This window comes from Achromobacter marplatensis (genome assembly GCF_002209535.1).
Taxonomy (GTDB): Bacteria; Pseudomonadota; Gammaproteobacteria; order Burkholderiales; family Burkholderiaceae_B; genus Achromobacter; species Achromobacter marplatensis.
This window is the reverse complement of sequence record NZ_NJIG01000007.1, coordinates 98,112-120,817: the sequence shown is the minus strand read 5'-3', so window position 1 is coordinate 120,817 and position 22,706 is coordinate 98,112. Positions and strand designations below refer to the sequence as shown.

Annotated in this window: 15 protein-coding genes; 13 read left to right on the top strand and 2 right to left on the bottom strand. The window is 65.8% G+C overall.

The window, feature by feature from the left end:
- The first annotated feature begins 21 nt into the window (after positions 1-21).
- From CEY09_RS17940 to CEY09_RS17915, 6 genes are all read left to right on the top strand, one after another.
- Positions 22-1,176 carry a polysaccharide biosynthesis/export family protein gene (locus CEY09_RS17940; protein WP_088589705.1) on the top strand — a complete coding sequence of 385 codons (1,155 nt, stop codon included), beginning with the start codon at positions 22-24 and terminating at the stop codon, positions 1,174-1,176.
- Between the two features lie 7 nt (positions 1,177-1,183).
- Entirely contained in the window at positions 1,184-2,524 is a 1,341-nt protein-coding gene (locus CEY09_RS17935; RefSeq protein WP_088589704.1) for an ABC transporter permease, read from the top strand.
- A 9-nt stretch (positions 2,525-2,533) separates the two neighbouring features.
- Positions 2,534-3,250 (top strand): P-loop NTPase family protein, encoded by a 717-nt coding sequence (locus tag CEY09_RS17930; protein ID WP_088589703.1) that lies wholly within the window; start codon positions 2,534-2,536, stop codon positions 3,248-3,250.
- Between the two features lie 121 nt (positions 3,251-3,371).
- Positions 3,372-4,403 (top strand): KpsE/RkpR family capsule polysaccharide export protein, encoded by a 1,032-nt coding sequence (locus tag CEY09_RS17925; protein WP_088589918.1) that lies wholly within the window; start codon positions 3,372-3,374, stop codon positions 4,401-4,403.
- Positions 4,396-6,297, top strand: coding sequence for a tetratricopeptide repeat protein (locus CEY09_RS17920; RefSeq protein ID WP_088589702.1), 1,902 nt, complete (start codon positions 4,396-4,398; stop codon positions 6,295-6,297). Before CEY09_RS17925 ends, CEY09_RS17920 begins: the two co-directional genes overlap by 8 nt.
- Positions 6,298-6,325: 28 nt before the next feature.
- Entirely contained in the window at positions 6,326-7,516 is a 1,191-nt protein-coding gene (locus CEY09_RS17915) for a pectate lyase family protein (RefSeq protein ID WP_377785556.1), read from the top strand.
- Between the two features lie 18 nt (positions 7,517-7,534).
- Here CEY09_RS17915 and CEY09_RS17910 read toward each other — a convergent pair whose 3' ends face one another.
- Positions 7,535-8,785 (bottom strand): MFS transporter, encoded by a 1,251-nt coding sequence (locus tag CEY09_RS17910; protein ID WP_088589700.1) that lies wholly within the window; start codon positions 8,783-8,785, stop codon positions 7,535-7,537.
- Positions 8,786-8,886: 101 nt separating this feature from the next.
- Between CEY09_RS17910 and CEY09_RS17905 the strand changes: the two genes are divergently transcribed.
- The 6 genes from CEY09_RS17905 to CEY09_RS17880 all read left to right on the top strand — a co-directional run bounded on the left by CEY09_RS17905 (position 8,887) and on the right by CEY09_RS17880 (position 15,539).
- Positions 8,887-9,843 (top strand): AraC family transcriptional regulator, encoded by a 957-nt coding sequence (locus tag CEY09_RS17905; RefSeq protein WP_088589699.1) that lies wholly within the window; start codon positions 8,887-8,889, stop codon positions 9,841-9,843.
- Positions 9,844-9,869: 26 nt separating this feature from the next.
- A complete protein-coding gene (locus CEY09_RS17900) occupies positions 9,870-10,337 on the top strand; it encodes a bleomycin resistance protein (protein WP_088589698.1) in 468 nt (155 codons plus the stop codon).
- A 220-nt stretch (positions 10,338-10,557) separates the two neighbouring features.
- Positions 10,558-11,475 (top strand): GAF domain-containing DNA-binding protein, encoded by a 918-nt coding sequence (locus CEY09_RS17895; RefSeq protein WP_234818338.1) that lies wholly within the window; start codon positions 10,558-10,560, stop codon positions 11,473-11,475.
- A gap of 140 nt (positions 11,476-11,615) precedes the next feature.
- Positions 11,616-12,761: a D-alanyl-D-alanine-carboxypeptidase/endopeptidase AmpH gene (gene ampH, locus CEY09_RS17890; protein ID WP_088589696.1), complete on the top strand. Its 1,146-nt coding sequence runs from the start codon at positions 11,616-11,618 to the stop codon at positions 12,759-12,761.
- A 23-nt stretch (positions 12,762-12,784) separates the two neighbouring features.
- Entirely contained in the window at positions 12,785-13,954 is a 1,170-nt protein-coding gene (locus tag CEY09_RS17885) for a hypothetical protein (RefSeq protein ID WP_088589695.1), read from the top strand.
- A 64-nt stretch (positions 13,955-14,018) separates the two neighbouring features.
- A complete protein-coding gene (locus tag CEY09_RS17880) occupies positions 14,019-15,539 on the top strand; it encodes a serine hydrolase (RefSeq protein WP_234818337.1) in 1,521 nt (506 codons plus the stop codon).
- 23 nt (positions 15,540-15,562) lie between these two features.
- On the opposite strand, the gene CEY09_RS17875 is transcribed toward CEY09_RS17880, so the two are convergent.
- On the bottom strand, positions 15,563-21,736 hold the full coding sequence (locus CEY09_RS17875; protein WP_088589693.1) for an autotransporter outer membrane beta-barrel domain-containing protein: 6,174 nt from the start codon (positions 21,734-21,736) through the stop codon (positions 15,563-15,565).
- Between the two features lie 185 nt (positions 21,737-21,921).
- Here CEY09_RS17875 and CEY09_RS17870 point away from each other — a divergent pair, with 185 nt between their 5' ends.
- Positions 21,922-22,698: a fused MFS/spermidine synthase gene (locus tag CEY09_RS17870; protein ID WP_088589692.1), complete on the top strand. Its 777-nt coding sequence runs from the start codon at positions 21,922-21,924 to the stop codon at positions 22,696-22,698.
- The last annotated feature ends 8 nt before the right edge of the window (positions 22,699-22,706 follow it).

The window sequence follows — 22,706 nt, the reverse complement described above, 5'->3', positions numbered from 1 at the left end:
GTTCTGAAAATAAAGGGTTTTATGCAAATGAACGTCCCGGCCTTGGGCCTGCGGCGCAAGGCAGGCTTGACCATGGTGCTGCTTGCCGCACTTTCACTCTCGGGATGCCAGCTGCCGCGTTCCGGTCCGATGTTGAGCGAGATGACGGGGGCTCACGACGAGAAGGATGTCATCGTGATGCCCGTGTCGCGCCAGCTTGCGCAGGCGAGCCGGGTCCCGGAGGTCGCGGACTTTCCCGTGCGCTACCGGGACCTGACGAAGGCTGGATTCGACAGCCTGGTGCCTGGTGACGGCATCAACGTGAAGGTGTGGGAGCGCGGCGGCCTGGGCGTGTTCGCGGCGGACCCGTCGGGCGTGAGCGACCTGGGCAACCAGGAGATAGACCGGGCGGGGAACGTCAGTTTTCCCATCCTGGGGAAATTCCACGCCGAGGGCATGACGCTGGGCAAGCTGCATGACGCCATCGTTGCGCGTCTGGCCAAGCTTGTCGTCGGCGCCGACGTCAGTGTCACGCGCGCTGCGGACGCGCGCGGGCAGATGGTGACGGTGCAGGGCAACCTGACCAAGCCCGGCATGTTCCCGATCACGCAGACCGCGCAACGCCTGAGCAGTGCGCTGGCGCAAGCGGCGCCCGTGCAGACCAACCCCGAGCAGCTTGTCATCAGCCTGCGGCGCGACAACCAGGTGGCGTCGGTGCGGTTGTCGGATATCTACCGCAACCAGAACAACGACATCCTGCTGCGGCCGGGGGATGTCATTACCGCGTATGACTCGAAAGAGTACCTGACTGTCCTGGGCGCGGCGGGCAATCAGGGGCGCGTGGCCATCAGCAAGCGCAACTACACGGTGCTGGATGCGCTGGCCGATTCCAAGGGGCTTGACGACAAGACCGCGGATCCGCGTTCCGTGTTCCTGTTCACGCCTGCCAAGGCCGGGGCCGAAGGCAAGCCGGACTTGCTGCCGGTCGTCTATCAGTTCGACCTGACCCGGCCGGAGCAGGTGGCGCTGGCGCGTGAATTCAGCGTGCATGAAGGCCAGGCCATCTATATCTCGGATGCGCCGTTCACGCAGGTGCAGAAGGTCTTGTCGGCCTTCCGCGTCACCATGAGTGCCGGCTTCAGCGCCACGCGAGCTATTGATAGCGATTCGGGCCCCAGTTCCGGCGTATCCCAATAGCGTGTCGATGAGTAACGAGGACCGGATCAAGGGCTGGCGCTCGCGCCGCAAAGACAGCAACTACGCGGTGGGAGCGGGCGTCGCGGCCTGGCGCCTGGATCCTGCCGCCCTGTTTGAAGCAAACGCCACGCCGGCGGTTTTGTTCAAGCCGTTGCTCGCCCGCCTGCAGGGCGAGCCGCACGACTCCGTGGCCGCCCGCCGGGCGGTGTACGAGGCCGTGCAGGCGGAGTTGGACGCGGAGATCGCAAGCAGCGCGGTCGACGAGACGCTGGCCGATTTTTCACGGCGGCGCCTGCGTCTCATCGTGCGCCTGCTGGAACAGGATATCCGCGCGGGCGTCGAGGTGTTCGGGCCGGGGTACATGCCGGCCAAGCTGGTGGCGGAAGACGCGCGATTGGCCGCCGCGCACGCGCGGCGCGTGGAGCGTCGCAAGCAGGACGAGGCACGCGAAGCGCGCCGCCATGCCTCACGCAATGACATTGCGCTGGAGATAGCACTGCCCGACAGCGAGGCGGGCGATCTTGCGATCTTGCGTGAACGCTTGCAGGCCTTGCATGAAGGGCATCCCGCAAACGGCGCCGGCAATGTCCGGCCCGTGGGGCGCACGCTGTTGGCGTTGTTCGTCTACCAGCTGCGCGTGATACATGGCGAAAGCCGGATCGCGTTGCTGTGGGCGCTGGTCGGCCCGGTGGTGTTGCTGACGCTGATTTCGTCGTTGTACATCCTGATGGGCACGCACTACATCCTGGGCATGGATGTGCAGACGTTCTCGCTGTTGGGCGCAACGACCTGGATCATGTTCCGGCAGATCATCTTCCGGAGCAGCGCGGCGTACATATCCGCGCGGGGCCTGCTGAATTTCCAGGGCGTGACGCCACTGATGTGCGCGCTGGTGCAGGCGCTGATTTATGTATCGGTGTATCTGGTGGTGTTCGCGGTGTTGATCAGTGCGGGACATGCGTTGGACCTGATCACGCTGCCGGAAAGCTGGGCGGGGTTCATTCTTTTCGTTGTGCTGATGGGGTGTTGCGGCGCGGCGATGGGCGTGTTGTTCGGTTCGATCGCGACCTTCTGGCATTTCTACCTGCGGCTGGCGCCGGTGATCGAGCGGTTTCTCCAGATCTTTTCAAGCGTCTTCTTCGTGTCGGAGCAACTGCCGGAGCACCTGCGCCCCTGGATCCTGTGGTCGCCTTTCGCGCATGGCATGCAACTGCTGCGTTCGGCGTACTTCGAGGCCTACGAGTCGCACGACGCGAGCCTGGGCTATTTCCTGACGTCGCTGGTGTTCCTGATGGTGGTCGCCCTGGCGGCCGAGCGGCTGGCCCGTCCCAATGTCCAGCCGATGTGAGGCAAGAGAATGATTCATCTCAATGGCGTCACTGACGAACCCTATGCATTCGGAAGCCGGCAACCGCTGCTGGCCAATGTCGATCTCGACATTCCTGTCGGGCGCTATGCCTTGCTGTCGCATTCGCCCGAGCTGCATCGCCAGATCGTCGACGTCTTGTGCTGCCTGCGGCCGCCGCGCCAGGGCTTCGTCAAGCACGACGGAAACGTCTCGTGGGCGATCGGCCGGCAAGGCTTCATCCGCGGCAAGGCAAGCGGCCTGAGCATCATCGATTTCGTGTGCGAGATGTACGAGATCGACGTGGATGCCACGTACGAACTGGTCGCGGACCTGATCAGCGACCCGAAAGTCCTGGCCAAGCCCATGGAACATTGGCCGCTCTACGCCCGGCAGGAGTTTTCGTTCGCCCTGGCGCTGGCGCCGGCGTTCGATGTCTACGTGATCGAAGGGGCCATCCCTTTCGAACCTTGCCGTTTCACCCGCCTTTGGCTGGCTCTGTTTGAAGAGCGGCTGATTGGCCGGACACTCATTTTTTCCAGTTACCGCCAGAATCAGATGGCGGATTACTGCCTAAAAGGCTTGATTTATGAACGAAGCGCTCTCAGCATCGAAGACGACCTCGACCAGTGCATCAGCAAGTTCCCCCCGCGACGATCAAGGAGCGAATCCGGCACAGGCGACGACGGCTTCGGAGGCGGCTTCGAGGAAGGGCAGCTCGGCCTCTGAGGGCGGGTCCGAGATCGAACGCCGCCGCCGTGAGCGGCAGTCGTCGTTGCGCGAGCGCCGGCGTCACCGTTGGATCAATGCGATCATCGTGATTGCGCCGGTCGTGTTCGCACTGATCTACGTGCTTTGCATCGCCACGCCGCGCTACGAGGCGGAGTCGCGGTTCTTCGTGCAATCGGGGTCCGGCCAGCAAGGCGGCGGAGGCGGCGCGGCAAGCTTGCTCACCACAGGCAACATGGGCGGCATGCTGGGCGGCTTTGTCGACGGCTGGGCGGTTGCGGATTTCCTGAAGTCGCGCGACGCCATGCAGCAGCTGGACAAGAAGGTAGGTTTACGCCAATACCTGATCCGTGCGGGCATGGACCCGGTAAACCATCTTGCCGAAGACTCGAGCGAAGACGATCTGTATCGTGCCTATCAGGCGTCGGTGCAGGTGTCGTTCAATGCGCTGGAGCAGATCGACGTGCTGCGCGTCAGCGCGTTCTCGCCTGCGGATGCCGCGACGCTGTCGAAGGCGCTGATCGGCCTGGCCGAGGACTTCGTCAGCTCGATGAACGAAAAAGGCGTGGCCGACAAATTGAAGGTCAGCGAGGAATCGGTGAAGCTTGCCGAGCAGAAGGCGTTTGCCGCCCGGGAGGCACTGACGGCGTGGCGCACCACGCACGGCAACATCGATCCGTCCGCCACGGTGGCGATGCTGTTGAACCTGTCCAGCCAGCTTGAAGGCGAGCTCAGCAGTGCGCAGGTCAATCTGGACAAGATCCGCGCGCTGGGCAACAAAGACCATTTCATGCTCAAACCTGCTGAGCTGCAGGTCGCGGCGCTGCAAAAGCGCATCGCGTCATTGCGCCGTCGCCTGAGCGGCGACGGCAATACCGAAGCGAAGCAGCTCAAGTCCTACGAGACGCTGAGGAACACCCAGGCGTTCGCGGATTCGAACCTGACATTGGCGCAACAGACGTACCAGCAGGCCGTGACGGACGCGCTGCGGTTGCAGCGGTATTTGTCCATCATCGCGCAACCGGTGCCGACCGACCGGCCGAGCAGCCCGCGTACGGGAATCCTGCTGCTGCAAGCGCTGGCACTGGGCTTTGTGCTGATGTTCATCTCGCGGGTCGGGATGGCGTTGTTGAGGGGGCTGCGTCATGGTTGATACGGCGATCGAAAACCGTCGTGCCGCGGCCGACGCCACGGCCGGGCTGCGCGAGGTCATCAAAGACATTTATTCCGCGGCCGACCCGGAACAACACATGGCCCGGCTGGCGCCGGCGCTGGCGCAGGTCGGCGACGGCTGGCGCGACGTCCGGCGCTTGCTGGTGTCTCCCTTCGTGCGAGAAGGCAGGTTTGCGCCGGCGATCGCCGCGCTCGAAGTCCTGGCGGCGGCCTACCCCTTGCGCGCCGATGATCGCCGCATGCTGGCGAGCCTGTTGGGGCGCACGGAACAGTGGGACCGCGCCATCGCCGAGGCGGACGCCGCAGCCCGCATCGAGCCCGACGCTGCAGCGCTGCATGCCGCAAGGATTCAATTGCGCGTGCAGGCCGGGCGCGTGGCCGAGGCGGCCGACGTCGCCCGCGCGACCCTCGGCCTGGCGCAGCGCGACCCAGGCGAAGCCTACTTCTGGTTGCTTGCCTTCGTGCGCAACGGCGATGCCGCCGAAGCAGCGGGCATTGCCGCGGCGCTGGAGCCGGACAATCTGCCCAACGAACGCGCGGCGACGATGGCCGTGCGCGCCCTGCTTGAGGACGGCAGGGTGGAGGCGTCGATCCGGCTTGGCGACGCGGCATTGGCCGCGGGCCATGACAGCGCCGCATTGCGCGCCTCGCTGGGGATGTCGCACCTGCGGCGTGCTTCCGAGGACGACCGCAAGGTGCATGCGCTGGCGCACTTCGAGGCGGGCCTGAAGGCGGCGCCGGCGGATGTCAGGCTGCTGACGCTCTATGGTGAGACCTTGCTGCGTGCCGGGCGATACAAGGAAGCGGTGGCGCCGCTTGCGCAGGCGATCGACCTGGCGCCCGAGCTGGAGCAGACGCGGGCCCTGTATGCACGCGCGCTGCGCTATACGCTGCAGTACGACGATGCCGCCGACCAGATGATGAAGCTGGTCGAGAAATCCCCAGACAAGCTGCTCTGGCAGCGTTCGGCCATTGGCGCGCTGTCGCAGGCGGGCCGCAAGCAGGAAGCCGAGGCGCTGTTCGAACAATATGTCGCGAAACGCGGCACGGCGCTGCCCAAGACCTTCCAGGAGGCGTTGAGCCAACTGGAGGATCGCCTGCACACCGCCCCGATCCCGCAGGCGCGCCTGGACTGGGCGTGGTCGCTGCGTGGCGATCCCGATGCCGATCGCGCGCAATGGGAGCGCCGGGCGCGCTGGGGTCATCTGGTGGACCATCTTCTGTTCGATTGGCTCGAATGCCGCGAGGACAACGTCGAAGAGGCCATGCAGGTGTTGGGCGAGCTGGACACGGGTGAGCGCTTTTTCGCGCCGCTGCTGGCGGCGGGCCGCGGCGTGGTGGTGGCCACCGCGCACGTCGGCCCCATGTATGCCGGGCTCATGGCGTTGGAGTTGCTGGGCATTCCGTCGCGCTGGCTTGCGACGGCACCCAGCATTGCCCAGAGCAGTTATGCCGCGGCCTTGATCTCCACGGCCGACCAGACCGAGGCGCAGGTCGCAAAGGCCTGCATGCGTGCGATCGGATCGGGCTACGTGCTTTGTCTGGCGATCGACGGCGCGGCGAATCCGGCTGCGCCGCGGACGACCTTCGAAGGGCAGGAAGTCACGTACTCCAGTTTCGCGTCGCACCTGGCGCATCGCCTTCGCGTGCCCTCGGTGTTCTACGCGCCGCGCTGGGAGAACGGCCACGTGACGTATACGCTGGAAATGTTGCCTGCCGTGGAGCCGGGCGAGGACGCCGAGGCCTATTCGCTGCGCTGGCAGAAGGCGTATTTCGAACGGCTTCGCGAACACCTGGCCGGCCCGCCGGAGAACCTGCGCCTGAGCGGGGGAATCTGGCGCCACGTGCAGTCCGCGGACCGGTCCGCGCAGTGACAGGGAGTAAGCATCGATGAGATCAGGAATGAAGCCGCTGCGTTGGCTGTTGGCCTTGGCCGTATTGCATGGCGGCGCAGCGGCCGCGAATGGAACGTGCGCAAGCCCCGATGAACGCTGCCCGTCCATCGCGTCGCTGCTTTCCCAGCGCGAGGGCTACGGCGCTCGCGCCACCGGCGGATTGGGAGGCCGGTTTGTCGAGGTCACGTCCGATAAAGACACGGGCCCGGGAACGCTGCGCGCCGCGCTGGAGCAAGCCAAGAAAGGGCCGACGTGGATCCGCTTTGCGTCCGACATGACGATCCTGCTGAACTCGCAATTGCGTGTGCCGTCGAACGTCACGATCGACGGACGCGGCAAGCAGGTCACGTTGATCGACGACGGGCTGGGCGTGTATGGCAGCAAGAACGTCATCCTGACGCATCTGACGATCGACGGGCGCCTGACGCGGCTGACCCAGGCCGTGAATGTGGCCAACGGCAGCAGCGACGTATGGGTCGACCACCTTGACCTGTCGCGCATGTCCGACCGCCTGCTCAATGTGAAGAACGGCTCGACCGACGTCACGGTGTCATGGACGAAGTTCCATAACTCGAACAAGGTGATGCTGTTGAACAACATCACCTCGAAAAACCTGTTCGAGAACTACGACCGCGATTCGATCGCGCGCGTGACGTTGCACCACAACTATTTCTTCAACACCGTGCAGCGCAACCCAAGAGGGCAATTCGGCACGTTCCACCTGTTCAACAACCTGCTGGAGAATTGGGATTTCTATGGCATGAGCTTCAGCCTGGAGGCCAAGGCGTTTGTCGAAGGGAACATCTTCAGCAACGATGCGCAGCGCAAATGTGTGGAGCCCGCATTCTTCCCCACGGTGGAAGGCATCAACGTGAATTACTGCCGCTATATTCCCGTTGCGTCCAAGCGCAGCGCGCTGGACAACGGCGAATCCGACCGCGGCGCCTACGAAAAACTGAAGGCGCAGCATGGCTATACGCGCGACTACAAGGCGTTCTTGCGCTTGAAAGACAACCTGTACCTGGGCGACGCGAAGCCGGTATTGCAGGACTACCGGCCCGAGGCGGCGCCGACGCCGCCATATTGCTACGGCTATGAGCGCGCCACGCCGGAACTGGCCGAGAAAATCCGCAAGTTCGCCGGCAACACGGCGGGCGATACGCCGTTGCCTGCGACAAAGGTGGGATCGGGCTGCTGAGCGCCGGGTGCGTTGGCTTCAAAGATGCAGTGCCGGGCTTGCCCCGGCCCCGGACGGCGCGGGCCGGACGCTGACCCGTAGTGCGATCAGTAGCGCAGCAAGCAGCATCAAGATGCCGCCAGCGAGGAATACGCCCGCGATGCCGCTGAAGCTGAACATCGCGCCGCCCGCAGCCGCACCTGCTGCGATCGAGGATTGCACCGAGGCCACGACCATTCCGCCCGCGCTTTCCGCCTGATCCGGCACGGCGCGCGCCACCCAGTTCGACCATGCCACGGGCACGCCGCCGAAGGCCAGGCCCCAGAACGCCACCAGTAGCGCCTGTCCCCCCAACGAAGCCGGCATCAACACCAGGGCCAACCCGGCCACGCCCACCAGCGCAGGCATTACTGCCAACGTCATGTGCAGGCTGCGCTGCATCAGCCACCCGGCCAGCATCGTGCCGGCGAAATTCGCGATACCGAAACCCAGCAACATCAACGCGAGGCCGTCCGTGCCGACGCCCGTCGTGCTTTCCAGGAACGGCCGGATGTAGGTGAAGAGTGCGAAATGGCCGGTATGGGCAAGCACACACCCCAACATTCCGATGGCGATTCCCGGGCGCAGCAGTACATCCAGAACCGTTCTAAGCCGTGCCGGCTGGCGCGGCGCCATCCGCGGGAGCGTGAACCACTGGAAGGCCAACGTAATCAGTCCAACTGCGGCTGCCGCGACGAAAGCGCTGCGCCAGCCATACCTCCCGCCCAGGTAACTGCCAAGGGGCACGGCCACCACGGTGCCTACCGCGATGCCGCTGAAAATGATCGACAGGGCGCGTGGCAGCAGCGCGGGCGGCACCAGCCGCATCGCGACGGCAGCGGCCATGCTCCAGAATCCCCCCAGCGCGATGCCCAGCAGCACCCGCATCGTGAGCAGCACCCACATGCTGGAGGACAAGGCGACCAACAGGTTGGAGGCGATCATCAGCGTGGAAAAGCCAAGCAGGACCACGCGCCGGTCAATGCCCCGCGTCAGCCCCGGCACCAGTAATCCGGCAAACAACGCCACGACGGCCGTCACGGTCACTGCCTGTCCCGCTAAGGCTTCCGACACGCTCAGGGCGGCGGCCATCGGTGTCAGCAGGCTGGCCGGGAGGTACTCCGCCGTCAACAGGCCGAACACCCCCATCGCCAACGAGAACACCGCCATCCAGGCCGCGGAGGTCGGCGCGGCGTCGCCCGCATGGCCCCGCGGGGTATTGGCCAAGGGGTCACAGATACAGTTACTCATCACATTCCTTCCCAGTAAAACAATCTCAGCCCAGAGTCTAGGTTTGAATTTCAGGATGATCTATGATGGTACGTCTTGAATATTTGATCGAAACTCCTGGAATGGATGCGTCGGACAATTTTTCCCTTTCTTCGGACCTCATCAGCGAACTGTTGACCGGCATGCGTCTGCGCGGCGTCCAGTACCGCCGTATCCAGGCCGGGCCGGCCTTCGGACTGAGCTTCGAGGCCAAGCCCGGCCATGGCTATTTCCATTACCTGGCGGTCGGCACCGCCGTGCTACGCACCGCCGACGGCAGCTTGCACGAGTTGTCGGCCGGCAATGCCGTGTTCATTCCTCAAGGTGGCGCGCATCAACTGTTATCCGGGCCGGACGTGCCGGTCCAGGATATCGACAGCTTCGTGGCGGCGCCTCTTGGGGATGCGGTCAGCGCCGTGGATGCGTGTCCCAGCACCCATCCCATTCCCAGCGTCATCCTGTTTTACGGCTGCATGGAATTCGACCTGGGCGGCATGCAGGGTCTTGGCAAGCTGATGCCCGGTGTCATGCAGGTGGATGCGGCCGGCGAGCGCTATCCCGGCCTGATGCCCATCCTGGCTTCCATGAAAGGGGAAATCTGCTCCGGGCGGGTGGGGTTCGCGGGCATTCTGGCCCGCCTGGCCGAAGTGGTGGCCGCCATGATCGTGCGCGGTTGGGTCGAGTGTGGCTGTGACAATGCTTCGGGTCTGGTGGCCGCCTTGCGCGACCCCCGGCTGGCCCGGGCCATCCTGGCGCTGCATCGGCAGCCAGGACGCGATTGGACGGTGGCAGAGCTGGCAGAGGAATGCCATATCTCGCGGTCCGTCTTTGCGGACCGCTTCCAGGCAACGATCGGCACGCCGCCCTTACGATACGCCACGGAGCTGAGGATGCGCCTTGCCAGCCAGTGGCTTACCCAAGACAGGCTTTCGATCGAAGTCGTGGCCCAGCAACTGGGCTATACGTCCCAAGCGGCCTTCAGCCGCGCTTTCAAGCGCATTACCGGTCTGCCGCCTGGCGCAAGTCGACAGCTGCGGTGACCTGCCAACAAAACAGGACATGCGAAATGGATCAACAAGAACGCAACGGCGCATCTTCCGAAGGACGTGCTCCCGCGGGCGGCTTCGCGGCCATGGTGCCGGAACTGGACGTCACTCGTCTGGAAACCAGCCTTGATTTCTGGTGCGGGCTGCTTGGCTTCGAGATCGCCTATGCGCGGCGCGAGGCCGGTTTCGCGTATCTGGAGCGCGGTCCGCTTCAGATCATGCTCTGCGAACTCAACCATGAATGGGACACGGCCCCCCTTGAACGCCCTTTCGGGCGCGGCATCAATTTCCAGATGCAGGTGGACCGCGTGGAACCCATCGTGCAAGCGCTGACCGAAGCCCAGTGGCCGCTCTTTCGCCCCATCGAGGAAAAGCGCTACCGGGTCGGCGCGGGCTGGTCGTCGTGCAAGGAGTTCCTGGTGCAGGATCCGGACGGCTATCTGCTGCGGTTTGCGGCGGATGGGGCGCCGGAGCCCGTTGCCCTGTGACACCGGCGTCGACGGGGCGGCGTGAGGGGTCGGCCCGGTGTACAAATGCCAGGCTGTATTCGCGTTTTACAAACGATAGTTTGTAACCTCGGCCCCCTTGGTCGGGCAGGACTTTCCAGTGTTCTTGTCATTCCCCGTTACCGGGAGGAAAATCCCCGCTTGGCGCGCGGCGCAGCCAGCGCCTGGACGATGCTCGATCCGGCCGCCGGGGGAATTGCACGTGAAGGATGCTGGTCAGTACAAGACGCACGACGCAACCGTACTTGAACCCAGTCCGTCGTCGGACTGGGTGTACCACTGCGCGATGAGCCTGCTGAAATGCCCGGCCGATGATGCGATATCGGAGTTGCTGGCGTTCATGGGCGAGACCTCGGACGTGGACCGGTCCTGGATGATCGAATACCGGCCCGACCTGCTGCGCCTGCGCAATACCCATGAGTGGTGCCGCGGCCAGACGCAGCCGTTCGTGGCCGAGCTTCAGGACGTGCCGACGACGCTGATCGCCTGGCTGCACCGGTTCATGATGAAAGGCCAGGCCGTGGCCATCCACGACGTGAATGACCTGCCGCGGACCGCGCGGGCGATCCAGGTGGAGTTCCAGCGCCAGGGCAACAAGAGTGTGCTGAGCGTGCCCGTCTTCCATGAGAAGAAGCTCTACGGGATCATCGGTTTCGACACCACCGTCAAGCACAGGACCTGGTCGCCCGACGAGGTCCAGGCCCTGTTCCAATGCGCCAACCTGATCGGCCAGGCCAAGTACGCAAACAGCCGGGACCACAGCCGGACGGCGCACTATGAACGGTCGACGGCGGTCATCTATCTGAGCATGCGCGGCGTGGTGCGAGGCGTGCAGCCCGAGGCGATCGTGGGCGTGCGCTCGGCGGGAAACTACAGCGAGATCTGGCTTGAGGACGGGTCGATGGTGCTGGACTCCCGCGCGCTGGGCATGTGGTCGACCCTGCTGCCCGAGAAGACGTTCTTCCGCGTGCACCGGACCGCCATTGCAAACGCATTGCATGTCATGGATGTGGACCGCCGCAGCGTGGACAAATGGCTGATCCGGATGCGCGCGGTGGACAGCAACTGGCCGGTGTCGCGGTCGTACCGCAAGCTGCTGCGCGAGCGCATGGGGATCTGAGGGCGGCGGTCTCCCTTTCATGTCATTCGTCATGCCGGCATGTTGTTTCGTCCTGGCGGGCGCGACCGTTCGTCAAGTTCTTGGGATCATCTCGCATGCGGCGCAATCCCCGTTCCGCGAGCCACCCTGAGAGAACCGGCATGCTGGCGTCCCGCCTTTTTTCCCGCTTTACCCTTCTGGCGTTGTCGGCTGCCTGCATGCTGGGCGCGTCCCCGGCGCGGGCGACCGACCTGGCCCTGCAGGACGCCGTGTCCATGGCCGGCATGCAGCTTTACCTGAACTCGGGCGCACCCGCCGTGATCATCGCCGTGGTGCGCGGCGACCAGATCGTGATCCAGGGGTATGGCGAGACGGCGCCTGGCAATGGCGTCGAACCGAACGCGAATTCCATCTTCAGGATCGCGTCGGTGTCGAAGGTCTTCGCCGCAGACGTGCTGGCCTCGCTGGCCGCCAAGGGCAAGCTGAAGCTGACCGATCCGCTGGCGAAATACGCGCCCGACAATGCCCGCGTCGAGACGAATGGCCGCCCGATCACGCTGCTGGACCTGGCCACGCATTCGGCCGGCCTGCCGCGCGAATTGCCCGACCCGGACGCCAAGCCGTCCGACAACCCTTTCGCTGCCTTCGATCGCGCCTATTACTGGAAATGGATCGGCGGCAATAAGCCGGCCTACGTGCCCGGCACCACCACGCTCTATTCGAACCTGGGCTTTGGCCTGCTGGGCGATGCGCTGGCGAAGGCGGGGGGAGCAGACTATTCGACGGTGCTGGCCAACGAGGTCATCAAGCCTGCGGGCCTGGCCGATACCACCAATGTGCTGAACGACGCGCAAAAGAAGCGGCTGATGACGGGCCTGGACCCGTTCGGCAAGCCGGACCCGAACGCCACGGTGCCCGACGTGATGTACGCGAGCGCGGGCATCTATTCCACAGCCTCGGACATGGCGCGCTGGATGCGTTGGCATCTGGACGGCGCCAAGCAGGCGCAGGAGGCGTTCGCGCTGGACCACGTGATGTGGCTGCCGTATGACGGGCTGAAGTCCGTCGTGGGCACCGAAGTGACGGACGCCGACGGCATGGGACTGGGCTGGGTGGTGACGCTGCCGCGCAACGGCTCGCCGCTGCTGCTGGGCAAGAGCGGCGGGCTGGGCGGCTTCATGAGCTATGCCGTGTTGTCGCCGAACCGTGACCTGGGCGTGTTTGTCGTGGCCAGCCGCGTGAACTTTGCGATGTTCGGCAACATCCATTCCCAGGTACGCGAACTGGCGGCCGAGCTGGCGCGGTGATCGGGTCAGGCTTGTGGACGGCCATGGGCAAGCGTATCGGACTATCGCTCTGCAGCGCTGCGATCTTGGCGGCATGCGTCGTGCAGGGCGCGTCGGCGCAAGAGGCCAGGGACATTTTCAAGACGGAGATCTTCCTTACTCCCTATAGCGAATTGGGCGACGGGCAAGACACGTATCCCCGTTTGAACGGCCGTTTTCTGCTGATGACGGGGTATACCGGTTTCTTCGGGATCAAGGACGACAACGGGCAGATTCCGCGCTCGCATTGGAGCAGCGTGCAGCCGACGGCGGAAGCCGCGCTGGTCTTGCAGCTGACGCGCGAATTCTCGATCCGCACGAAGGCGACGTTCAACTCGTCGACCAACGAAACGAAAGACAACGCGTTTTCCGACCTGGGCGCGGACCTGGACAACCTGTTTGCCGCCTACACCGCCGACAACTACGCGCTGTATGGCGGGAAGATGGACCTGGGCTTCGGCGACGCCTGGCACGTCATTGATGGCCTGTATAGCGGCTTCAACGAGAACTCGGAGTTCCGCGGATCGATCGGCGTGGGCGGACGCTACACCTTCGATACGGCAGGCCAGGGAACGCACTCGGTCGCCGCAGTGCTGTTCAAGCGCGACGACACCGGCTTGAACCACCGGCTGAGCCTGGACGATGGTTTCATCCGGCCGGACCAGCCGCCCGCGTTCAGCGACCAGATGAAGTCGTTCATCCTGTCATACGATTTTCGTGATCTGCCCGGGCTGGAGCGCTTGTCGGGCGGGGTAGATGCCGGCCGCCTGCACCTCGACCCGAACCAGGGCGAAAGCGCCAACACGGTGTCTGCACGGCTGCGCTACGACGCGCCCCTGGGCAATTCGTGGAACCTCGGCTGGTTCAACGAGGCGACGTTTTCCAGCGCCTTCCGGGGCGCGCCGGTGTCCAACGGCAATGGCGTGACGTCGCTGTCGTTTTCGCGCGACCGCTGGCAGCTGACCGCGACCGCCGCCGTGCGCAAGCTATCGGGCAGCGAACAGAAGCTGGCGCAGTTCGGGCTCAAGGATGACGTGGATTGGGCGCTTTCAGGCGCGGTCACCTACGTGACGCCGATCGGCTTCATCGTGCAGGCGGGGTTGACGCATCAGCGCGACCAGACCACACGCATCAACCAGGGTGTTTTTCGCATCGCTTATCAAGCGGGATTCTGAGGGAACCATGACAAGCAAACCATCACTTATTGCCGGCGCATGCGTTCTGGCGCTTGGCGCATCCATGACGGCGTGGTCGCAGCCGGTGGCCATTGAAAGCGCGCCCAATCCGCCGGCCGACGCCGTCGCGATCCCGAAGGGCAGCAAGGAGCGCGCGGTCGAAGACCTGCCGCGCATCGTCGAAGACATCATGAAGCGCAGCCAGGTGCCCGGCCTGGCCGTCGCCGTGGTCATCGACGGCAAGACGGTGCTGGCGCAAGGCTACGGCACGCGCGAGGCGGGCAAGGATGCGCCCGTGGATGCGCAGACCGTGTTCCAGATCGCCTCGATCTCCAAGTCGCTGTCGGCGACGGTGGCGGCGATTGAAGTGTCCAAAGGCACCGTGGCCTGGGACGCCCCGGTCGCGCGGTATCTGCCGGACTTCAGGCTGAGCAATGCCTATGTGTCGGAGCACGCCACCATCGGGGATTTCTTCGCGCATCGATCCGGTTTGCCGGGCACGGCCGGCGACGACCTTGAAGACCTGGGCTTTACGCGCAGCGACGTCATTGCCCGCCTGCGCCTGTTGCCGCTGGACGCCTTCCGGACGTCCTATCACTACGCGAACTTCAGCACGACGATCGGCGCCGAGGCCGTGGCACGCGCCGCGGGCCGCCCCTGGGACGGACTGGCCGATGATTTGCTGTTCAAACCGCTGGGGATGACGGCGACGAGCTATCGGTTCAGCGATTTCATGGCGCGCGACAACCGCGCAGTGCTGCACGGCTACCAGAAGGGCGTGTTCGTGCCCCTGGGGCAGCGCGACGCAGATCAACAGGCGCCCGCCGGCGGCGCGTCATCGACGGTGGTCGATATGGCGCAATGGATCAAGCTGCTGCTTGCCGATGGCCAGTATCAAGGCAAGCCGATGATCGCCGCCGGCGCCCTGCTGCCCGCGCTGACCGCCCAGGCGTTTTCCGCGCGGGCGCACGACCTGAATTCGCGTTCCGGTTTTTACGGCTATGGCTTCAACGTCAATACCGAGTTGGGCGGGAGGCCGTCCATGGGGCATTCGGGCGCCTTCCTGATGGGCACGGGCACGACGTTCAGGATCGTGCCGTCCGCCGGCATCGGCATCGTGGTGCTGACGAACGGCGCGCCCGTGGGCGCGGCCGAGTCCGTGGCGGCGTCGTTCATCGACACGGCGTTGTACGGCAAGCCGACGCGCGACTGGTTCGCGGCCTATAACGGCGCGATGAAGGGTTTCTTCGAACCGCAAGCGGATCTTTCCGCGCAGGCCAGGCCCGCCAAGCCTGCGCCGGCGAAGGTATTGACGGCGTACGTGGGCCGCTTCGAAAACCCGTACTACGGCGCCGCCGACATCCAGCAAGCCGATGGCGGCCTGGTCCTGGTGCTGGGCCCCAAGGGCATGCGTTTTCCGGTCAAGCACTGGGATGGCGATACCTTCGCCTTCGCGCCGGCAGGCGAGGCGGATCTGGTCGACTCGCTGGCGTCCATCGTCTTCAAGACGGATCAGGGCAAGGCCAGCGGGTTCGACATCAAGTTCTACGACGACAATGGCTTGGGGCGCTGGACCCGAAAGTAGCTGCGGCCCCGCCTGCCGTCCGCTCAAAAGCGGTAGGCGGCGCGCAGCGTCAGCGACTGGTCACGGTATTGCCCGTTGCCGCGCAGCGCGTATTCCGTCTTCAGTTCCATGCCCTTGGGCGTGACGTATTCCAGGCCGGCCGACAGGTTGCCGTAGGTTTTCGGCATGCCGGACTTCAACGAGAACGGCGTCGTGTTGAACCCGCTTAGCTGCATGGTCGTCACCACGTCGCCGCCACTCAAAAAGCTCATCCCGGCGGCCGCATAGGATCGCAAGGTCGCGCCGTTGTCCAGGTCATGGCGCCCGCCGATTTCGATCATGGGTGAGACCATGAGCGACGTCGTGTCGTTGCCGCGTACCTTCAGGTTGAATACGCTGGGGCCTTGTTCCCGATAGCCGTCCTGGCGAATGTGGTTTACGTCCACATCCACGTACGGGCGCAGGTACCAGGACGGCTGGCTGAATTCATAGGCAGTGCGCCACCGCGCCGCAAGAAAGGACGAATCGGGCTTGCTCTTGGCCACGCCGTCCAGCGTACCGCGCGACATTCTGCTTTTCTCGACGCCGCCATGCACGGCAAGCGCGATCTGCCACGGCGCGTTGTTGTACTTCAGGGCCAAGCCGCCGGCAAAGGTGTCGCTGTTGCCGGACAGGTCGGAGGACGACGTGGTCTTGCCGTAGGTATAGCTGAGCGATCCCCCCAGGAACCAGTTGGTGGCGACCTCGCGCTGTGCGCCAAGGGTCAGTGCCGTCTGCCGGATGCGGTACCCCTGGTCATTCGACGTGCCTTCGCGTTGCGTCCAGTTCGTGTCCAGGCGTGACCACACGCAATTGCCTTCGCGCAGGATCGTGCTTTCGCCGACAAAGCCCGGGCAGCTCATCATGCGGTTCATCGAGGCGTACGACGCATGCATCTGATTGGAGGCGCGGGCGAATTGCCCGTCGTGCGCGACGCCGTTCAGCGCGTCGCGGTATTGTTCGGCCGTCTGGATGCCGGTGAATTTGTCGAACAGGGACGCGGTGCTTCTATTGCCCTGGTTCCACAGCCCTTGCAGCGAGTTCGCGATGCTGATGCGGTCTGCGCTGATCGGCAGCGCCGACGGCGTGAAATTGGCGTCGACGGAAATCAGCGGGTCACGCAAGGCGCCGGCGCCGTTGTTCTTGATTGCATACTGGAACAGCGGGCTGTCGCTGGCGGTGGCCGGGATGCTGGTTTGCGGCGCATCGAAATGGCCGATGCCCAGCCAGACGTTCTTCACGGGGTTGCGCAACACCGGCTTGACGATGCCTGCGAAGGTCGATGCGCCCGACACGGAAATGAAATCGCTGTTGTGGTCGCCAAAGTCCAGGTCTGGCCGGTAGGTGCCCGTGTTGTTCAGCGTGCCGGTTAGGCGTGTCGCGGTATAGGTGCCCGGCCCGCCCGGGTTCAGGATGCCGGCGTTGTTCAAGTCGCCCTGCAAGCGCGCGCCGCTGTACAGGCTGGCGCCGGCCTGGTTGTTGAACGTGCTGCCGCTGCCCATCACCACATCGCCCGCCACGGTTCCCGTGTTGTTGACGGTGGTCTGGCCCGAGGTGTCGATAGCGGTCTTGGCCTGGATGGTGCCGGCATTGGTGATGCTGGTGCTGGCCAACGGGGCGACGGCAAGAATGGCCGTCCCGGACGTGCTGTTGGCGCTGAGCAGCGCGCTCGGACCCACGTTGACCGCAATCGGGCGGCCGCCGCCGTTTGCGCCATTGCTGATGGCCACGATGGCGGGCGAATTGGCGCCTGTCGTGATCACGTGCGCGGCCTGGCCGATATCGATGGTTACCGGTCCGCCGTACGTCACGGCGTTGTTGGGCGTGCTGTATTGGTAGAGCGTGCCGTCCTTGAAGACGCCGCCGCCGCCCACGCTCATGGCCAGGATCGCGGGTGCGTTGGCGCCGGCGGTCTGGACGGTGCCTCCTGTGCCGATGGTCACGTTGACGGCACTGCCGACGCCGATGCCGCCAGTGAGTCCGGCGCTCTGGATGAGGCTGGTCGTGTAAAGCGCCGAGGACTGGTCGCCGGCCAAGCCGCCGCCGCCACCCACGCTTTGCGCCAGAATGCCGGCGGCGCCATTGCCCGACGTTGCGACAGTGCCTTGGATGCTCAGGTTGACGGTGTTGCCGTCGCCGTCTTCGGTGGAAGACGCCACAGGCTTTAGCGTCGTCAGACCGGGCTGGGTGGCCAACCCAGCGATGCCGCCGCCGCCGCCCACGCTTTGCGCCACGATGCCGTGCGAATTCGTGCCGGCCGTGAACAGGCTGCCGCCGACGTCTTGCGTGACGGTGACCGTGCCGGCGGCGCCACGCATCGGCGAGTTTGCGCCGAAGGTGACGTTCGCGGCGTTTGCCACTGGCGTGACGCCGTTGTCGATCGTGACCAGGCCGCCGCCGCCGCCGATGCTCTGCGCCAGCACGCCGAAGGACAGGGCACCGTAGGTGGCGATGCTGCCCCCGGTGTTGGCGACGGTGACGTTGCCGCCATCACCGGTGACCGTGGTAGGCGTGGGGCCGAAGGTATTGGTCGCGATGCTGCCCAGCTGAATGTCGACACTGCCGAGCGACGCGCCGGACGACACCGTGGCCACCCCGCCGCCGCCGCCCACGCTTTGCGCCAGTATCCCCGGCGAGAACGCCCCTTGGGTCACGATGCGGCCGGTGTTGTTGGCGACGTTCACGGCGCCGCCCGGCACCAGCGAGAAGTTCGATCCTCCGAAGCCGTTCGTCGGATGCTCGCTGCCAAGCGTGATCGCCAGCGTGGCGGTCTGCGTCATCACGGCCTGACTGGCATTGCGCAGGGAAAGTGCGCCCAGGCCGCCGCCGCCGCCGACACTTTGCGCGATGATCCCGGCGGAGCCCGCCGCGTTGGTGCCCAGCGTGCCGCCATGGATGACGTTGACGGCGCCGCCCATGCTCAGCTGGGCGCCTTGGCCTTGGTCGCCCGCCACCCCCAACGCCATCGTCGCGGTGGTGGCGCTGGACAGGAAAAGCGGCTGGTCGACGACTGATAGGCCGCCACCCCCGCCCACGCTCTGGGCCAGGATGCCGGGCGCCTGGACGCCTTGCGTGGTGATCCGGCTGGTCGAGGCGCTGGCGTCGACCGTGACCACGCCGCCCGCGCCGTTCGCGCCGTCCAGGCCGCCATTGCGCACATTGATGAGGGAGCCCAGCAGGGAGCCGCCTTTGGTGCCCAGGATATTGATGATGCGCGTGATCTTGTCGATGATCTCGGGGCTGGTGTCGCCAGCCGCGGCGGAGACGACCGCTTGCAGGTCCTGTCCGCTGGCCGTGCTGCGGCCACCGCCGCCGCCGATGCTCTGCGCCACGATGCCCGCTGACCCCTTGCCTTGCGTGGCGACCGTTCCGGTGTTCACGACGAGGCTCGGGCTGGACGCCGAGCCGCCGCCCGAGCCACCGACGCCGCCGCTGCCGCCGGTTTGGTGGGTGATATTGGTTTGCGGGAGCGCAACGGTGAAGACGTTCTGCACACCCGATTCGGCGGCTTTGATCAGGGCGTCGATACTGGATAGCAGGCTGGATGCCCCGGCCGAATCGATCATGCCGGCGTTGCCGCCGCCGCCGCCGATACTCTGCGCAAGGATGCCGGGCGCATGATCGCCCTTCGTCGTAATGGCGCCGTCATTGCGGACGGTGAAGGCGTTTGCCGCCCCGCCGTCGCCGCCATTGCCGCCGGTCGTCACGCCCACGGACAGGCTGACGGCTTTGCTGAACGCCACTTGCGGACCGCTTTCCAGCCAGCTGGCCGCCTTGTCCAGCAGGCCGGCCAGGTTGGCGGGCGAACCCAGGATGTCGTTGAAGGAATTGGCGTCTTGTGCCTGGACGATGCCGCCGTTGCCGCCGCCACCGCCAATGCTCTGCGCCACGATGCCGGCTGAGCCCGTGCCCAGCGTGGAGAGGGTGCCGGTGCCGGAATTGCCCGCATTCACCCAGCCGCCATTGCCGCCCTTGCCGCCTTGGGCGCCATGCCGCACGCTTAACTGCAGGTCGATCAGCGAGTTGCCGATGGTCGGTGTCTTGACGGGCGCCAGGACGCCGCCGCCGTTGCCGCCGCTGCCGCCGATGCTTTGCGCCACCACGCCGTTGCTCTGCGCGGCGGCTGTGCTGATCGTCCCATCGTTGGCGAAGACGACCGTGCCGCCGTTGCCCGCTCCTTGCCCTGCGCCACCGTTGGAGACCGTCAGCGTGACGGTGCCGCTGGGGTTGTCGCCCACCTGCGGTGCGATCGTGATGGCGCGGGAGTTGGCCACCCCGCCGTTGCCGCCGCCACCACCGATGCTTTGTGCCAGCACGCCGTTGCTCTGCGCGCCCAGCGTCGTGATGGCGCCCTGGCTTGCCTGCGTGAACGACACGGTGCCCGCAGAACCGCCATTGCCGCCCTGGCCGCCGGTCGCCACCGTCACGTTCAGCCCGACGCCTACGCCCACGGCATTGGCCGACCCGCCGCTGCCGCCGCCGCCACCGATGCTCTGGAGGACGACGCCGGCGGCATTGGCCGCGCGCGTCAGGATCTTGCCTTGCGACGAGAACTGGATCAGGCCGCCGTTGCCGGCTGCGCCGCCCGTGCCGCCGATCGCGACGGTGGCGATGACGCCGGTGGCGTTGGCGTCACCGCCAATGCCGCCGCCGCCGCCGATGCTCTGCAGGATCACGGCGGCGCTGTGGTCGCCGGACGTGTCGATGTCACCGGTATTCGTCATTGCCACGCCGCCGCCAGCGCCGCCCGCCCCGCCATGGCCACCGCCCACGCCGATGATGCCGTTGCTGGACGACGCCATCCCGCCGCCGCCGCCCGCGCTATTGGCGACGACGGCCGCGGCGTCGTTGCCGAAGGTGCTGATGGTCCCCGCGTTGGCGATGGTGATCGCCTGGCCGGCGACAGCGCCTGCGCCGCCGTTGCCGCCCGGGCCGAAGGTGCCGCTGGCACCGCCAGGCCCGCCCTCGCCGCCCAGCACGCTGGCCACGATGCCTTTTGCACCGACGGTGCCGGTCGCGCCCGTTGTGATCGTTCCGGTATTGGTGATGGTGATGGCGCCAGGCGTGCCGCCCGCGGCGCCGTTGTGGCCGCCTGCCCACGATCCGTCACCGCCGTTGCCGCCATTGCCGCCTTGCGTCAGCGCGTAGACGCCGATTCCGCGGTTGCCGGTCGTGGTGATCGTGCCGCCGTTGGTGATGTTGACCTGGCCGGCGTTGCCGCCCGCCGCGGCTTGCGTATTGACCTCGTTCGCAGTCGACGCATTGCCGCCGATGGAACGGGCGATCACGCCATACACGCCATCGCCCTGGCCGGTGACCGATGACCCCGCCGACGATACGAACGTGATGGTCGACGCGTCCCCGCCCCGTCCGGCATTGACGTGCCCCCCGAAGTCGCCGCTGCGCGAACCGGTGCCACCGCTGCCGCCCGACGAGATCAGGCCGACGGCCGCGCTGACGTCGTCGGGCCCGGGGCCGCGTGCGGTGATCGATGTGCTGCCCTGCAAGGTCACGTACGCGTCGCCCGCGCTGCCGCCGTGGCCGGCGTTGTCCGCGCCGCCGAACCCGCCGACGATCCCGCTGTCGGACCCCGCGCCGCCCCAGGATTGGACGGCGACGCCGAAGCCGGTGCCGATGACGGTGGCGTTGTTCAGCGTGACCCCAGCGCGGTGGCCGTCGCCGCCGATGCCATAGCCGCCGTTCGGCCCGTCGGCATTGCCCCACAGGCCGCCGCTGCCGCCGGCCGAATACAGGTCGATGCCGCGGCCGGTGGCGGTGACGGAACTGGTCGCCAGGGTGTAATCGATGATCCGCCCGCCACCGCCGTTGCCGCCCCAATGATTCGGGTCGGAATCCCGTCCGTTGCCGCCACGGCCGCCGCTGACATCGATAAGGATGCCGGTCTGGCCGGGCGCCGTCGCGTTGATGCGCTGGTTGCTGTCCTGGTGGACGAAGTCCGAGGGGGCCCATTGGCCGTCGTGGCCGTTGTTCGGGTAACCGCCGCTAGAGCAGCAGGTGCCGTCCGCGCCGCGGTTGACGTAGGACAGCGGCTCCGACTGGGCGTAGCCCGGCCGGCCGAACACATATAGCGTCGATAGTCCGGCCTGCAACAGGACGGCAAGCCAGGGGAACCGGAGGCCGTGGCGGCCCGGCTTCGGGAGATCTTGCAGCGAGGTCATGGCGGCGCGTCGACGTGGAAACGGGGCAGATAAGAAAATCGCCGTTCGGCGCTTGCCGGACAAGGCCAAGATGACGAATCAACCATCCTGTATGACGAGTGCCGGCCGGCCGCCTGTCACGCGTGCTGGACCCCTGCCCCGCACCGGGTGGTATCTTGTGCCTGTTTTCTCTACCCGCCCTGCCCATGTCCGATACTTCGCATTCCGCCGACGCCCAGCACCCAGACGCGCCGGCGGCCATCCACAGGCCATTCGTCCAGAACCACGGCACCCGCCGCACGCTGCATTTCACGCAGAAGGAAATCCAGAGCAGCATGTCCGTGCTCAATCCCGATGCGCTGGAGCTGGAGTACACGCGGATGATGATGGGCTTCGTGCTGTTCAACCCCGAGCCTGGCCGCATCCTGATGGTGGGCCTGGGCGGCGGATCGCTGCCGAAGTTCTGCTATCGGCATCTGCCCCGGGCGGCGATCGAAGTGGTCGAGATCGATCCGGCGGTCATCGCGTTGCGCGACACCTTCATGGTGCCGCAGGACGATGCACGATTTTCGGTGATCCAGGCCGATGCGGCGGCGCATCTGCGTGGCCTGTCGGACCACGCCGACGTGATCTTCCTGGACGGCTTCGGCGTGGGTGGCATTCCCGATGCGCTGTGCTCCGAGGCGTTCTATGCAGATTGCCACCGGGCGTTGCGCGATGACGGCATCCTGGTCATCAACTTCCACGTCAATCACCCGATGCACCATGACTACCTGGACCGCGTGCGCGCGGCCTTCGGGTCTGCGATGTTCGAAGTGGTGGACGACGACATGACCAACAGCATCGTCTTCGCCTGCAAGGGCGATTTGCTGAACGACCCGGCCGCCGCCGAGCTCAAGCGCCCCGCCGCCATCGGCAAGGACGCCTGGCGGCAACTGATGCCGACCTTGCGCGTGATCGGGGCGACGCTGGAGCTCAGGTAATCCCCGAG

Coding starts and splice junctions, on each gene's coding strand:
- CEY09_RS17915 (WP_377785556.1), top strand. CDS start 6,326: ATGAAGCCGCTGCGTTGGCTGTTGGCCTTGGCCGTATTGCATGGCGGC.
- CEY09_RS17935 (WP_088589704.1), top strand. CDS start 1,184: ATGAGTAACGAGGACCGGATCAAGGGCTGGCGCTCGCGCCGCAAAGAC.
- CEY09_RS17880 (WP_234818337.1), top strand. CDS start 14,019: ATGACGGCGTGGTCGCAGCCGGTGGCCATTGAAAGCGCGCCCAATCCG.
- CEY09_RS17905 (WP_088589699.1), top strand. CDS start 8,887: ATGGATGCGTCGGACAATTTTTCCCTTTCTTCGGACCTCATCAGCGAA.
- CEY09_RS17900 (WP_088589698.1), top strand. CDS start 9,870: ATGGATCAACAAGAACGCAACGGCGCATCTTCCGAAGGACGTGCTCCC.
- CEY09_RS17910 (WP_088589700.1), bottom strand. CDS start 8,785: ATGAGTAACTGTATCTGTGACCCCTTGGCCAATACCCCGCGGGGCCAT.
- CEY09_RS17930 (WP_088589703.1), top strand. CDS start 2,534: ATGATTCATCTCAATGGCGTCACTGACGAACCCTATGCATTCGGAAGC.
- CEY09_RS17940 (WP_088589705.1), top strand. CDS start 22: ATGCAAATGAACGTCCCGGCCTTGGGCCTGCGGCGCAAGGCAGGCTTG.
- CEY09_RS17885 (WP_088589695.1), top strand. CDS start 12,785: ATGGGCAAGCGTATCGGACTATCGCTCTGCAGCGCTGCGATCTTGGCG.
- CEY09_RS17920 (WP_088589702.1), top strand. CDS start 4,396: ATGGTTGATACGGCGATCGAAAACCGTCGTGCCGCGGCCGACGCCACG.
- CEY09_RS17870 (WP_088589692.1), top strand. CDS start 21,922: ATGTCCGATACTTCGCATTCCGCCGACGCCCAGCACCCAGACGCGCCG.
- CEY09_RS17875 (WP_088589693.1), bottom strand. CDS start 21,736: ATGACCTCGCTGCAAGATCTCCCGAAGCCGGGCCGCCACGGCCTCCGG.
- ampH (WP_088589696.1), top strand. CDS start 11,616: ATGCTGGCGTCCCGCCTTTTTTCCCGCTTTACCCTTCTGGCGTTGTCG.